The 13,496-nt window shown below is 72.1% G+C and carries 13 protein-coding genes; 12 read left to right on the top strand and 1 reads right to left on the bottom strand.

Features of this window, described 5'->3' with window-relative positions; all coding sequences use genetic code 11:
* The first annotated feature begins 520 nt into the window (after positions 1–520).
* The 12 genes from tdh (at position 521) to J5X07_RS03700 (ending at position 12,106) form a co-directional block, all read left to right on the top strand.
* Positions 521–1,588 carry an L-threonine 3-dehydrogenase gene (gene tdh, locus J5X07_RS03755; protein WP_208478717.1) on the top strand — a complete coding sequence of 356 codons (1,068 nt, stop codon included), beginning with the start codon at positions 521–523 and terminating at the stop codon, positions 1,586–1,588.
* Positions 1,585–2,802, top strand: coding sequence for a glycine C-acetyltransferase (locus J5X07_RS03750; RefSeq protein ID WP_481736485.1), 1,218 nt, complete (start codon positions 1,585–1,587; stop codon positions 2,800–2,802). Before tdh ends, J5X07_RS03750 begins: the two co-directional genes overlap by 4 nt.
* Before the next feature lie 84 nt (positions 2,803–2,886).
* Positions 2,887–4,356, top strand: a complete 1,470-nt coding sequence (locus J5X07_RS03745) for a DUF2079 domain-containing protein (protein ID WP_341769396.1) — start codon at positions 2,887–2,889, stop codon at positions 4,354–4,356.
* Positions 4,346–4,735: a CrcB family protein gene (locus J5X07_RS03740; protein WP_208478716.1), complete on the top strand. Its 390-nt coding sequence runs from the start codon at positions 4,346–4,348 to the stop codon at positions 4,733–4,735. Before J5X07_RS03745 ends, J5X07_RS03740 begins: the two co-directional genes overlap by 11 nt.
* On the top strand, positions 4,732–5,151 hold the full coding sequence (locus J5X07_RS03735; protein WP_208478715.1) for a fluoride efflux transporter FluC: 420 nt from the start codon (positions 4,732–4,734) through the stop codon (positions 5,149–5,151). Before J5X07_RS03740 ends, J5X07_RS03735 begins: the two co-directional genes overlap by 4 nt.
* A 392-nt stretch (positions 5,152–5,543) precedes the next feature.
* Entirely contained in the window at positions 5,544–6,341 is a 798-nt protein-coding gene (locus tag J5X07_RS03730; RefSeq protein WP_208478714.1) for a DsbA family protein, read from the top strand.
* A gap of 3 nt (positions 6,342–6,344) precedes the next feature.
* Complete coding sequence (locus tag J5X07_RS03725) at positions 6,345–7,145, top strand: cytochrome c biogenesis CcdA family protein (protein WP_208478713.1); 801 nt, start codon at positions 6,345–6,347, stop codon at positions 7,143–7,145.
* Positions 7,146–7,310: 165 nt separating this feature from the next.
* A complete protein-coding gene (locus J5X07_RS03720; RefSeq protein WP_208478712.1) occupies positions 7,311–8,333 on the top strand; it encodes an ABC transporter substrate-binding protein in 1,023 nt (340 codons plus the stop codon).
* Positions 8,330–9,343 (top strand): FecCD family ABC transporter permease, encoded by a 1,014-nt coding sequence (locus J5X07_RS03715; RefSeq protein WP_208478711.1) that lies wholly within the window; start codon positions 8,330–8,332, stop codon positions 9,341–9,343. The genes J5X07_RS03720 and J5X07_RS03715 overlap by 4 nt, the downstream gene beginning before the upstream one ends.
* On the top strand, positions 9,340–10,383 hold the full coding sequence (locus J5X07_RS03710; protein ID WP_124933114.1) for a FecCD family ABC transporter permease: 1,044 nt from the start codon (positions 9,340–9,342) through the stop codon (positions 10,381–10,383). Before J5X07_RS03715 ends, J5X07_RS03710 begins: the two co-directional genes overlap by 4 nt.
* A complete protein-coding gene (locus tag J5X07_RS03705) occupies positions 10,380–11,198 on the top strand; it encodes an ABC transporter ATP-binding protein (RefSeq protein WP_208478710.1) in 819 nt (272 codons plus the stop codon). The genes J5X07_RS03710 and J5X07_RS03705 overlap by 4 nt, the downstream gene beginning before the upstream one ends.
* Positions 11,195–12,106: a siderophore-interacting protein gene (locus tag J5X07_RS03700; RefSeq protein ID WP_208478709.1), complete on the top strand. Its 912-nt coding sequence runs from the start codon at positions 11,195–11,197 to the stop codon at positions 12,104–12,106. The genes J5X07_RS03705 and J5X07_RS03700 overlap by 4 nt, the downstream gene beginning before the upstream one ends.
* 105 nt (positions 12,107–12,211) lie before the next feature.
* On the opposite strand, the gene J5X07_RS03695 is transcribed toward J5X07_RS03700, so the two are convergent.
* Positions 12,212–13,441 (bottom strand): AI-2E family transporter, encoded by a 1,230-nt coding sequence (locus J5X07_RS03695; RefSeq protein ID WP_208478708.1) that lies wholly within the window; start codon positions 13,439–13,441, stop codon positions 12,212–12,214.
* Positions 13,442–13,496 lie beyond the last annotated feature (55 nt).

Below are 13,496 nucleotides of genomic sequence, written 5' to 3'. Positions count from 1 at the left end.
GTCAGGGTCAGGCGCACGCACAGCAACAGTCCCAGCACCCTGACCCCGAACACCGGCAAAGGGCCCATGTCGTGGATCATCTCGCACAGGTCCAGGACCTCACTGCAGGAGATTCTCGTGCTACTATTCGTCATGGCGGTTTGCTTCTTGATTGAATTGGCTTAAGCACCAAAGACTCTCTCAAGAGCAAGCCGCCGCCTTGCCTAGCGACACGCAATCACAGGCAAAACACCCTAAACACCCCTATGAATAAGCCTCAGGGGATTGCTTGCGGGCATCCTGACGTATCGGATTCACCCCAGGGTCCTGCTGGCATGCTCCTGAGCCCTGGCGAGCCGGCCTTGGAGCGGCTTCCTGCAGGGGCGGCGATTCTGAGGCGCCCCGGCAGGCGCGACCACCCCACCGGTTTCGCCGGCACGCCCCGGCGGCAGCGGGAGGGGACGGGATAGACTGCCCCGCGAGCCGTCGGGCCCACGGGCCCGACGACGGCAACGACGCCGCGCCTATCCGCAGGAGAGCCATGCGCGCCCTGAGAAAGCCCACCCCCGGCCCCGGCCTGGAGCTCCAGGACATCCCCCGCCCCGGCCCCGGCTTCCGCGAGGTCCTCATCCGCGTCATGCGCACCGGCCTGTGCGGCACCGACCTGCACCTGGCCGGGTGGGACGACTTCGCCGCCGCCCAGCTGCGCCCGCCCATGACCTTGGGGCACGAGTTCTACGGCGAGATCGTCGAGCTCGGTGCGGGCGTGGCCACCGAGGAGACCACGGACGAGGGCGACGGCGACGTCCTCCACCTGGGCCAGCGCGTCAGCGTCGAGGGGCACATCACCTGCGGGCGCTGCCGCAACTGCCGGGCCGGGCGCCGCCACCTGTGCATCCGCACCAGCTCCATCGGCGTCAACCGCGACGGCGCCTTCGCCGACTACGTCGTCGTGCCCGCCCGCAACGTCTGGCCCCAGGACCCCCTCATCGACCCCGACCTGGGCGCCCTGTTCGACCCCCTGGGCAACGCCGTCCACACCGCCCTGCAATCCCCCCTCAGCGGGGAGGACGTCCTGGTCACCGGGGCGGGCCCCATCGGCATCATGTGCGCCGCCATCGCCCGCCACTGCGGGGCCCGCAACGTCGTCATCACCGACCCCTCCGACTACCGCCTGGCCCTGGCGGCCACCACCGGCGCCGTCACCGTCAACACCGCCGACCAGGACCTGCGCGGGGTCATGGCCGGCCTGGGGATGACCGAGGGCTTCGACGTGGGCATGGAGGTCAGCGGGGCCGCGCCCGCCATGCGCCAGATGATCGAGGTGTGCAACCACGGCGCCCAGATCGCCATGCTGGGCCTGCCCAAGGCCGGCTACGAGATCGACTGGAACCAGGTCATCACCCGGATGCTCACCATCAAGGGCGTCTACGGCCGCGAGATGTTCGACACCTGGTACAAGGCCTCCTTCATGCTGGGCTCCAGCCAGGAGCTGCGCGAGGCCGTGCGCGGCGTCATCACCCACCGCTTCACCCCCGAGCAGTGGGCGGACGCCTTCGAGGCCGCCCGCTCCGGGCAGTGCGGCAAGGTCATCATCACCTGGGAGTGAAAGGCACACACATGTACACCATCAAGGACGAGCTCGCCCAGGCCCTCGACGGCATCAGGGCCGACGGCCTCTACAAGACCGAGCGGGAGATCACCACCCCCCAGTCCGCCTCCATCGCCACCACCACGGGCCCGGCCCTCAACTTCTGCGCCAACAACTACCTGGGCCTGGCCAACGACCCCTCCATCATCGAGGCCGCCGCCCAGGCGCTGAGGGACTGGGGCTTCGGCCTGAGCTCGGTGCGCTTCATCTGCGGCACCCAGACCCCCCACCGCCGCCTGGAGCAGGGGATCGCCGACTGGCTGGGCACCCAGGACGCCATCCTCTTCTCCTCCTGCTTCGACGCCAACGGGGCGATCTTCGACGTCCTGCTGGGCGCCCAGGACGCGATCATCTCCGATGAGCTCAACCACGCCTCCATCATCGACGGGGTGCGCCTGTGCAAGGCCGCCCGCTACCGCTACCGCAACGCCGACCTGGCCGACCTGCGCGCCCAGCTCGAGGCCGCCCGTGCCGCCGGGGCCCGGCGCCTCATGATCGTCACCGACGGCGTGTTCTCCATGGACGGCTCCTACGCCCCCCTGCCCGGGATCTGCGACCTGGCCGAGGAGCACGGCGCCCTGGTCATGGTCGACGACTCCCACGCCACCGGCTTCGTGGGGGACCACGGGCGCGGCACCCCCGAGCTGCTGGGGGTCGAGGGGCGCGTGGACGTGCTCTCCGGCACCCTGGGCAAGGCCCTGGGGGGCGCCAGCGGCGGCTACATCGCCGGCCCCCAGGAGGTCGTCGACCTGCTGCGCCAGCGGGCCCGGCCCTACCTGTTCTCCAACAGCGTCGCCCCCGCCGTCGTGGGCGGCTCCCTGCGCGCCATCGAGCTGGCCCGCGGGGCCCACGAGGCCCGGGACCGCCTGGCCGGCCTCGCCCGGCTGTTCCGCGAGCGCATGGAGGAGGCGGGCTTCGAGCTCCTGCCCGGCTCCCACCCCATCGTGGCCGTCATGTTCCCCGGGGACGAGGGCGCCCGCCAGGCGGTGGCGGTGGCGGCGCGCATGCTGGAGCTGGGCGTCTACGTCACCGCCTTCTCCTTCCCGGTGGTGCCGCGGGGCAGGGCCCGCATCCGCGTCCAGCTCTCCGCCGCGCACAGCCAGGACGATGTGCGCGCCTGCGTGGAGGCCTTCGTGCGCGCCCGCGACGAGGTCCTGGGCGGCCCGCGCTGAGGCCGGATCGTCTGCGCCACGCGCCCGGGACGGGCCCGCAGCAGTACCGCCCTCCCCCCTCCCGCCCCCGGTAGGCTCACCGCCGTGAGGCTCACACGGCTCCAGGAGCACATCCCTTCAGCGACCGTCGTCGTCATCGCCGCCTGGGTGATGATCACCTACTCGACCGCCCAGTGGCACGCCATGCAGGTGCCCAGCTGGGACCTGGCGATCTTCTCCGAGCTGGCCAAGGCCTATTCGCGCTTCGAGGCCCCGATCGTCCCGGTCAAGGGCGACGGCTACAACCTCCTGGGCGACCACTTCCACCCGATCCTGGTGCTCCTGGGCCCGGTGTGGCGCCTCTTCCCCACCCCGCTCAGCCTCCTCATCGTCCAGGACCTCCTCCTGGCGGCCTCGGCCTGGCCGCTGACCCGCCTGGCCGCCCGCCTGACCAACCCCTGGCTGGGGGGAGTCCTGGGCCTGGTCTACGCCCTGTCCTGGGGGCTCCAGGGGGCGGTGGCCGCGCAGTTCCATGAGATCGCCTTCGCCGTGCCCATGCTCGCCTTCGCCACCACCGCCTATGTGGAGCGGCGCTGGGCGGCGGTGGCCGCTTGGTCGGCTCCTCTGGTCCTGGTCAAGGAGGACCTGGGGCTGACGGTCCTGGTCATCGGGGCGGCCGTGGCCTGGACCGGGCGCCGCGAGCGCCGGGCGGTGCGCCTGGGCGTGGGCCTGGCGGTCTTCGGCCTGGCCTTCTTCCTGCTCACCGTCCTGGTCCTCCTGCCGGCCCTCAACCCCAAGGGCGTGTGGGCCTACGGACTGGGGACCGGGGCCGAGGAGGGCGCAGCGCCCGCACCGCTCCTGACCCGCCTGTTCACCCCATCGGTCAAGCTGGAGACCCTGGGGGTCCTGGCGGCCACCTGCGGGCTCATCGGCCTGCGCTCCCCCTGGATCCTGGCGGTGGGCCCCACCCTGGCCTGGAGGTTCCTGGGCTCGATCGGGTTCTACTGGGAGTGGAGCAACTGGCACTACAACGCGGTTCTCATGCCCATCGCCATCGGCGCCCTGCTCGATGCCGTCGCCCGCCTGCGGGCCAAGGGGCGCTGGCGGGAGCCCGCGCCGGGAAGCGCCGCGCCCACCGCCCTGCCGAGTTCGGGCTGGCTGACCGTCCCCCTGCCGGCGCGCTACGCCACCGTCATCGGCCTGGGCACGACGATCACCGCCTCCCTGGCCCTGGCCTCCCACCTGCCCTTCTGGGACATGACGCAGAAGGGCTTCGAGACGACCAATGAGCGCGCCGCCACCGCGCAGGAGATCATCAGCACCATCCCGCAGGGCTCGACCGTCGTGACCGACCTGGGCCTGCTGGCCTACCTGGTGCCCACGGCGGAGGTCTCCTGGGTGGGGACGAGCACCTCCGACAAGGACTACGTCGTCATCGACAAGAAGTCCACCTCCTGGGGCGGCAACGCGCCCACCGACGCCGCCCAGTGGGCGCAGGACCAGTCCGTGGAGGGCTCCACCTACACGCTCATCCTCGACAGCGACGACTACCAGGTGGCCCGCCGTGACCGCTGAGCCCCGCGAGTTGGCCGCCGTGGGCCTGGGCGGGGCCTGCGGCTGCCTCCTGCGGGCGGGCCTGGGAGGCCAGGTGCCGACGACACTGGCGATCAACCTCCTGGGCGCCCTCGCCCTGGGTGTGCTCCTGGGCGCGCTGGGGCAGCACCACCGCCTGCTGCGCCTGGCCCTGGGCACAGGGCTGCTGGGCGGGCTGACCACGCACTCGACCTACATCATCCAGTCCCAGCAGCTCCTGGCCCAGGGGCGCCTCCTGCTGGGCGCGGCCCACCTCCTGGGCGCCTTCACCGCCGGCCTTGCCGCCGCAGGCCTGGGCCTGTGGCTGGGAGGCCTGCTCCAGCACCACGACCGCGGTGGGCGCGGGCAGGCCGCCGCATGATCTGGCTCGCCCTGGCGGCAGCCGGAGGTGTGGGGGCCGTGTGCCGCTTCGTCGTCGACGGGCGGGTGGCGCGGGCCGCGACCGCTGCGGACCCTCATGCAGCCGACCCGATGCCCCGGGGCACAGTCGTGGTCAATACGAGTGCCTGCCTGCTCATGGGCCTGCTCGTGGGCACCTTCGGGGGCGCATCGGCCGCCCCGGCAGGCGCCCCACTGGCCGGTCCGGTGATCACGGTCCTGGGGGTCGGCCTCCTGGGCGGCTACTCCACCTTCTCCACCGCCGCGGTGGAGGGGGCCCGGCTCCTGGCCTCGGGCCGCTGGGGGAGCGCAGTGCTCCATGCCGGACTGATGACCCTGGCGACGCTCGTGGCGGCCGTGGCGGGTCTCATGCTCGGATCCGCCCTGGCGCCGCACTAGCCGCACCTTACTGAGAGGTTGTCAACAGGGCGGGCGGGGAGTGAAGGCCTCCGGCAGGAGGTGGGCCACCACGCTCACAGTCTTGCCGGGAGGCCTTCATGACCCGCGCTCACGCACCTTCGACTCCCACGGGGCGCTCACGCCCAGCGGTATGCCTTGCCGAGCAGGGCTCGCTGCGCCGGGCGGCCGAGCGCTGTGAGAAGGACCGCCCCGGCCGGCGGTCCACGTCGATATCAAGAAGCAGGGCCGCATCCCGCCCGGGACCGTCAACAGATCGAGGGCCCCGGCAGCGCGAGCGACGACCACGTTGAGCTCCGCCGGCTCCCGCGACGCCCCGCGGCCCGGAGCAGGGGCAGCGGGGGATCAGCCGGCCCATCTGCCACACTGGCACCATGACAGCCGGCCCCACTGCTCCCACAGGCATCAAGTCCAACCAGGTGATCGTCATCCTCCTGGTCATCATCGCCGTCCTCCTGGCGGCCATCGCCGCCTTCCTGGTGCGCGGCCTGAGCTCGCAGGACTCCAGCGCGCAGGCCGGCGCCACCGCCAGCCGGCCCACTGCCGTCCCCAGCAGCGGCCCCAGCGCGGCCGAGACCTCGGCTCCCACGCAGACCGATGAGCAGGCCCTGTCCCTCATCCGCTCCCAGGTCCGCCGCGACCCCTCCGACGGGCAGGCCCGGGGCGAGGTGGACGCCCCGGTGGTCATGGTCCTCTACTCCGACTTCGCCTGCCCCTACTGCACCCTCTTCGCCCAGGAGGTCGCCCCCGAGCTGGAGGACCTCGTGGCCGACGGCACGCTGCGCATCGAGTGGCGCGACCTGGCGCAGATCACCGAGACCTCGCCCCTGGCGGCCCAGGCCGGCATCGCCGCCGCCAAGCAGGGCAGGTTCTGGGAGTTCCACGACGCGGTCTACACCGCCGCCGACCCCCAGGGCCACCCCGAGTACACCGAGGACTCCCTGGTGGACTTCGCCCAGAAGGCCGGCGTGCCAGACCTGGAGGCCTTCCGCACCGACATGACGGCCCAGGAGACGGTCGAGGCCGTGACCGCCTCCACGCACCAGGCCTACTCCATCGGCGTTCAAGGCACCCCCTTCATGCTGGTGGGTGACACCTACATCTCCGGCTACCGCCCGGCCGAGTACGTGCGCGCCACGGTCCTGGAGCAGGCCGCCCTGGCGGAGCAGTAGGCCGTGGCCCTCGCCCTGGCCGCCTTCCTGGGCGGCGTCCTGACCCTGCTCGCCCCCTGCTCGGTCATGGTGCTGCCGGCCTTCTTCGCCTACGCCTTCACCTCGCCCCGGGCACTGGCCTCCCGCACGGCCCTGTACTGGCTGGGCCTGGTGAGCACCCTGCTGCCCCTGGGCGTCCTGGCCGGGAGCCTGGGCGCCCTCCTGCGCGAGCACATGACGGCGCTGACACTCCTGGGAGGCATCGCCGTGGTCATCCTGGGGATCCTGCAGGCGCTGTCCATCCCCGTGCACCTGCCCCTGCCGGGCGGGCCCAGGGAGGCCTCCTCCCCCCTGGCGGTCTACCTGCTGGGCGCGCTGGCGGGACTGGCGGGCCTGGGCTGCGCCGGACCCGTCCTGGGGGCGGTGCTCGTCACGGCCGGTCTGGGCGGCTCCCCGGTGCAGGCCGGGATCCTCATGAGCCTCTACGCCCTGGGGATGGCGCTGCCGCTGGGCCTGCTGGCGCTGATGTGGGACGGACTCCACCTGTCCTCCCGGTCCTGGCTGCGCCCGCGCACGCTGGCCCTGGCGGGGCGCACCACCACGTGGACCGAGCTCATCGGCGGCGCGCTGTGCGTGGCCCTGGGGGCGCTCATGATCATCTCCGGCCCCCGCGGCCCGACCCGCGGCCTGGCCTCCTCCCAGGCCCTGGCCGGAGCGGAGCAGAGGATCCTGGCGGCCGCCGGGCAGGTCCCCTGGTGGCTGATGGCCGCGCTGGCCGCCGCCGGCCTGGCCCTGGCGGTCATCACCATCGCCAGGCGACGATAGCACCACCGGCGATCCCGGGCAGGAGGGCCGGAGGCGCAAAATGACACGGCGTCACCGTGGTCAATTCCATGACCACCGCACTTGTTAGGTAAACCTAGCCTCGTTTAGGGTCTCGAGAGTCATCGGCGTCACCTGCGTCCCCTCCCCCGAATGAGAAGAGGCCCCGTGTCCGTCTCCCGCAAGTCCTTCCTCCTGACTGCCAGCGCCCTGCCCCTCGGCGCGATCCTGGCCGCCTGCGGCTCCGGCGGCTCCGCCTCGTCAGGCTCCGGCGAGACCATCAGCATCAAGCACGCCTTCGGCACCACCGAGGTCCCCGCCGGCGTCACCCGCATCGCCTCGGTCAACTGGGCCAACCAGGACCTGCCCCTGGCCCTGGGCATCATGCCGGTGGGCTTCGCCAAGCAGGTCTGGGGCGTGGAGGACGACTCGGGCATGCTCGCCTGGACCAAGGAGAAGGTCGACGAGCTCGTGGCCGCCGGTGCCGACAAGCCCGTCCTGTTCGACGAGACCGACGGCATCCCGCTGGAGGCCATCAACGACACCAAGCCCGAGGTCATCCTGGCCGCCTACTCCGGCCTGACCGAGGAGGACTACAAGGCGCTCAGCGAGATCGCGCCCACCGTCGCCTACCCGACCGTGGCCTGGGGCACCCCGTGGCGCGAGATGATCACTATGGACGCCACCGCCATCGGCAAGAAGGCCGAGGGCGAGGCCCTCATCACCGAGCTCGAGGGCCTCATCAGCACCGAGGTGGGCAAGCACCCGCAGATCAAGAGCAAGAGCGCCGCCTTCTTCTACGTCGACGAGACCAGCTCCAAGCTCGGCTTCTACAACACCGTCGATCCGCGCACCGCCTTCCTGGCCGACCTGGGGATGGAGCTTCCCGCCTCGGTGAAGAAGGCCTCCGAGGCCAACCCGACCGCCTTCAACACCGACATCTCCGAGGAGCTGGTCGACCAGCTCTCCGACATCGACGTCATCGTCATGTACGGCACCCCCGACCGCCTCGCCGAGCTCCAGAAGGACTCCCTCAAGGGCAGGATCCCCGCCATCGCCAACGGCGCAGTGGCCTTCGTGGGGGACAGCAACGCGATGGCAGCCTCGACCAACCCCGGCCCCCTGTCCCTGCCCTGGGGCATCGACAAGTACGTCGAGCTCATCGCCGACGCCGCCGACAAGGCCAAGTGACCGCCCCCGCCTCGCACGGGGGCAGCCGGTACCCGCTCACGCTGCTCCTCCTCCTGGTGCTGGTGGCGGCCTCAGCCCTAGCCTCGATCTCCTTCGGCGCCAGGATCGTCAGCCTGGGCGAGATCGTCGGCGGCCTGGGCGCCACCAGCCAGGAGTTCGGGGCGGTGGTTGTCGGCGAGCGCATCCCCCGCACCGCCACCGCCCTGTGCGCCGGGGCGGCCCTGGGCCTGTCCGGCGCCCTCATGCAGGCCGTGACCCGCAACCCCATCGCCGACCCAGGCATCCTGGGCATCAACACCGGCGCCTCCCTGGCCATCGTCATCGGTATCGCCTTCGCGGGCATCAGCTCCACCCCCCAGTACATGGCGGTGGCCATGGTGGGGGCCTGCCTGACCGCGGTCTTCGTCTACGCCGTGGGCTCCCTGGGGCCGGGAGGGACGACACCGGTCAAGCTGGCCCTGGCCGGTGTGGCCACCACCGCGGCCCTGTCCAGCCTGGTCAGCGCGATCATGCTCCCCAGGGTCCAGGGCCTGGAGGACTTCCGCTTCTGGCAGGTCGGCGGCCTGGGGCGGGGCACATGGCAGTCCCTGGGCGCCATCGCACCCGCCCTCATCCTGGCCGCCGTGGTGGCCATGGCCCTGGCCGGCGCCCTCAACTCCCTGGCGCTGGGCGAGGAGATGGCCGTGGGCCTGGGGGTCAGGGTCACCCGCACGCGCCTGGGCGCCACCGCCGCCGGCGTCGTCCTATGCGCTGCGGTGACGGCAGTCACCGGCCCCATCGGCTTCGTGGGCCTCATGGTGCCCCACGCCGTGCGCATGCTCTCAGGCTCCGACCACCGCTGGCTGCTGCCCCTGTCCGCGCTGGCCGGCGCGGCCCTGCTGACCCTGGCCGACGTGCTGGGCCGGGTCATCGCCCGCCCCAGCGAGGTGGCGGTGGGCCTGGTGACCGCTTTCGTGGGCGCACCCGTCCTCATCGCCATCGCCAGGGGCGCGAAGGTGCGCGAGCTATGAGCGCCACCGCATTGGCCCCCGGCTTCACCCGCGCCGGGCAGCGGCGCCGCGCCCAGCGCTACCTGCTGGTCGTGGCCCTCCTGGCCCTGGCCGTCGTCGTCCTGTGGTGGACGAGCCTCATCATCGGCGAGACCTGGTACTCCCCCGGCGAGATCCTGGCCGTCATGCGGGGCGAGAGCGTGCCCGGGGCCTCCTACGCGGTGGGGCGCCGGCGCCTGCCGCATGCCATCATCGCGGCACTGGTGGGCATCGCCTTCGGCATGTCCGGCACCACCTCGCAGACCATGCTGCGCAACCCACTGGCCAGCCCCGACATCATCGGCATCACCTCGGGGGCCTCTGCCTCGGCGGTCTTCGCGATCCTGGTCCTGAACTGGTCGGGGCCACGCGTGACGGCCCTCGCCATCGCCTGCGGCCTGGGCACCGCGGCGCTCATCTACGTGCTCTCGGGGTCGGGGGGCTCCCAGGGGGGCCGGCTTATCCTCATCGGCATCGGCGTCTCGGCGATGCTCACCTCCGTCATCGGCTACCTCCAGCAGCGCGCCAGCATCTACGACGTCGCCGACGCCATGCGCTGGCTATCGGGCTCCCTGGCCTCCACCAGCTGGGACCAGGTCCCGCTCCTGACCGGCGCCGTGGCGGCGTGCGGCGCGATCCTGCTGGCCCTGGGACGCGACCTGGGGCCCCTGACCCTGGGCGAGGAGGCCGCCACGGGACTGGGGGTGGCGGTGGTCCGCACCCGCCTCCTGCTCATCGTCACCATGGTGGCCCTGGCCTCCTTCGCCACGGCCACCACCGGCCCCATCGCCTTCGTCTCCTTCCTGGCCGGGCCCATCGCCGCCCGCCTGGTGGGGCGCACCAGCCGCACCCTCCTCATCCCCGCCGCCCTGACGGGCGCGATCATCGTCCTGGGCGGCGACCTGGTGGCCCAGCACCTGCTGCCCACCAGGCTGCCGGTGGGCGTGGTCACGGGCATCGTGGGCGCCCCCTACCTCATCCTCCAACTGCTCCGGATCAACCGACAGGGAGCCAGCGCATGACCACCGCGCCCCCACAGCTGAGCACCGCCGGCCTTCACTCGGGGTACGGCGGGCGCGTCGTCGTCGACGGGGTGGACGTGGCCATCCCCCACGGGCGGATCACCGTCATCGTGGGCGCCAACGCCTGCGGCAAGTCGACCCTGCTCAAGACCATGGCGCGCATCCTGGCGCCCATCTCCGGCCAGGTCCTGCTCGATGGGACGCCGGTGGGCTCCATCCCCACCAGGGCACTGGCCAGGCGCCTGGGCCTGCTGCCCCAGCAGCCCATCGCCCCCGAGGGGATCACTGTGGCCGACCTGGTGGGGCGCGGCCGCCACCCCCACCAGTCCCTGTTCCACACCACCACCGGAAAGGACCGGTGCATCGTGGAGGAGTCGCTCCTGGCCACGCGCACCGCCGAGCTGGCCGACCGCAGCATCGATGAGCTCTCCGGCGGCCAGCGCCAACGGGTGTGGATCGCCATGGCCCTGGCCCAGCGCACCGAGGTGCTGCTGCTCGATGAGCCCACGACCTTCCTGGACCTGGCCCACCAGGTGGAGGTCCTGGACCTGCTCACCGATCTCAACCGGGAGCGGGGCACCACCATCGCCATGGTTCTGCACGACATCAACCTGGCCGCCCGCTACGCCGACCACATCATCGCCATGAGGGCCGGCCGGGTGGTGGCCTCGGGCGAGCCGGGGTCGGTGGTGGACGCCGGGATGGTCCACGAGGTCTTCGGGCTGGAGGCCAAGGTCATCACCGATCCGGTCTCCGGCACGCCGCTCATCCTGCCCAAGGGGCGCCACCATGTGCGGGGCGCGCGGGACGCATGAGCGGCTCGACGACGGCGCCCTTCCGCTTCTTCAGCGTCACAGTCTCCCGCCTGGAGGACCTCACGCCCTCGATACGGCGCCTGACCCTCACCGGGCCGGACCTGGAGCGCTTCGGGGACCCGGGCTGGGATCAGCGCATCAAGCTGGTGCTGCCCTCCCCCACGGCGGGCTACGACCGCCTTCCCACCGGGGAGGGCTGGTACCGCCAGTGGCTGGCACTGCCCGAGGAGCTGCGCCCACCGATCCGCACATACACCACGCGCGCTGTCCGCCGCCGGGCCCGCGAGGTCGACATCGATGTGGTGCTCCACGGCCCCAGCGGTCCAGCGGGACGCTGGGTGCAGGCTGCCCGGCCGGGCAGCCGGGCAGTCCTGCTGGGGCCGGACGCCGGCCACGAGGGCGACCCGGGAGGCGTGGACTTCGTTCCCCCGAGGGTCACGGAGCGCTTCCTGCTGGGCGGCGATGAGACGGCGGCCCCGGCGATCTCCAGGATCCTGGAGGACCTGCCCCCCAGTGCCCGGGGAGTGGCGGTGGTGGAGCTGCCGACCCGGGCCGATGTGGACTACCTGCCCACCCACCCGGGCTTCGAGATGCGCATTCTCAGCCGGGAGGGCCGGTCGCACGGCGAACTGCTCGTCAACGGCGTGCGCGCAGCGGCAGCCGAGCTGTGCCCGCCCGGCGCGCCCCAGGAGGTCGAGGAGATCGACGTCGACAGGGACCTGCTGTGGGAGGTGCCCCGCACCGCCAAGGGCGGGGCGGCGCTCAAGCGGACCACCCTGTACGCCTGGCTGGCCGGTGAGGCTGGAGCGGTGAGGGCCATGCGCCGTCACCTGGTCGCCGAGCGCGGCATCGACCGGCGCTCAGTGGCCTTCATGGGCTACTGGCGCCTGGGCCGGCCGGAGGGCTGACTGCGCTCCCCGGGGGCCGTGAGGACGGTCGACGCGGCCCGGGCCGGCGGGGTGGCGCGCGAGGCGGGTCGTGGGGCTCGCGGGCGCCGCTCAGCGCAGAGCGCCTCAGGGCGCCGGGGTGGCCGGGCGCTCCTCCTCGACGGCCGGGATGCCGTGCTCGGGGTCGGCCGCCCCGGTCCCGTCCCCATCGAGGTCGAGCTCATCGAGCACCTCGGGGTCGAGCTCATCGGGATCGCGCACAGGCGTGTCGCCCGCCGACAGGAAGATCCCCACCCAGCGCGAGCGCGGGTCGGAGTCGATGAGCAGGGCCTTGGCGAACAGGGTCAGCGGAACGGCCAGGATGGTGCCCAGGCCGCCGACGATGCTGGACCACAGCAGCAGGGACAGGAAGGTCGCCGTCGTGTTGAGCCCCACCGCGTCGCCGGTGAACTTGGGCTGGATGAGGGACTGGATGACGAAGTTGAGGACCATGTAGGCCAGGAGCACCCACAGGGCGGTCCAGGGCCCGGAGTCGACCAGCGCCAGGAGCGCCGGGGGGATGACGCCGATGAAGAAGCCGACATTGGGGATGTAGTTGGTGATGAAGGACAGCACGCCCCAGGTGATGGCCAGGGGGACGCCCAGGATCCACAGGGCCACGACGTCGAGCACCGCCACGATGAGGCCGAAGATCGTGGAGACCAGCCAGTAGGAGCGCACCGAGGAGGCGAAGCCGGCCAGGGCGGTGGCCAGCTCGGGCTTGAGGAGGTTGAGGGCGGCGGTCCTGGTCTCGATCTTGGCGGTGTCGAACATGAGGAAGACCACCGTCAGCGCCATGACGCCCAGCATGGCGCCCGCCGAGGACAGCTGCCCGAGCAGCGCCTGGGCCATGGTCACGATCCGGGAGGTGTCCACCGCATTGGTGGCCTGGTCGAGCAGGGAGGCCTGGTCGATGCCCATGCTCGCGAGCTGGGCCTGGACCCGCTGCCAGATGGCCCGGAACTCATCGGAGTACCCCGGCAGGGTGTCCACCAGCTGCGCGACCGCGACCCCGAGGGCCACGAAGAAGGACAGGATGAAGCCGAAGACCAGGATGACGGCCAGGACGGCCGCGACCGGCCGCGGCACACCGCGCCCGGTGGCCCAGGACACCAGCGGGCGCACGGTGATGACGAGGGTGAGGGCGAAGAAGGCCGGGGCCACCAGATCCCGCATGAGGTAGAGGCCCACGGCCCCGATGCCCAGCGCGGCCAGGACCATGGCGATGGTCTCTCCCTGGCTGCGCGAGGCGGTCAGCGAGGCGGTACTGGCACCTGAGTCACTGTCCAGGCGCTTGGTCGTCGACGCGGCTGTCATGCGGGCATCCTCCCACAGCTGCCTGGACATCCCTGAAGACCCGCCAGCCGCGGCC

The organism is Actinomyces bowdenii (genome assembly GCF_017592395.1).
Taxonomy (GTDB): domain Bacteria; phylum Actinomycetota; class Actinomycetes; order Actinomycetales; family Actinomycetaceae; genus Actinomyces; species Actinomyces bowdenii.
The sequence above is the reverse complement of the archived record's forward strand: the minus strand, read 5'-3'. Positions and strand labels throughout refer to the sequence as shown.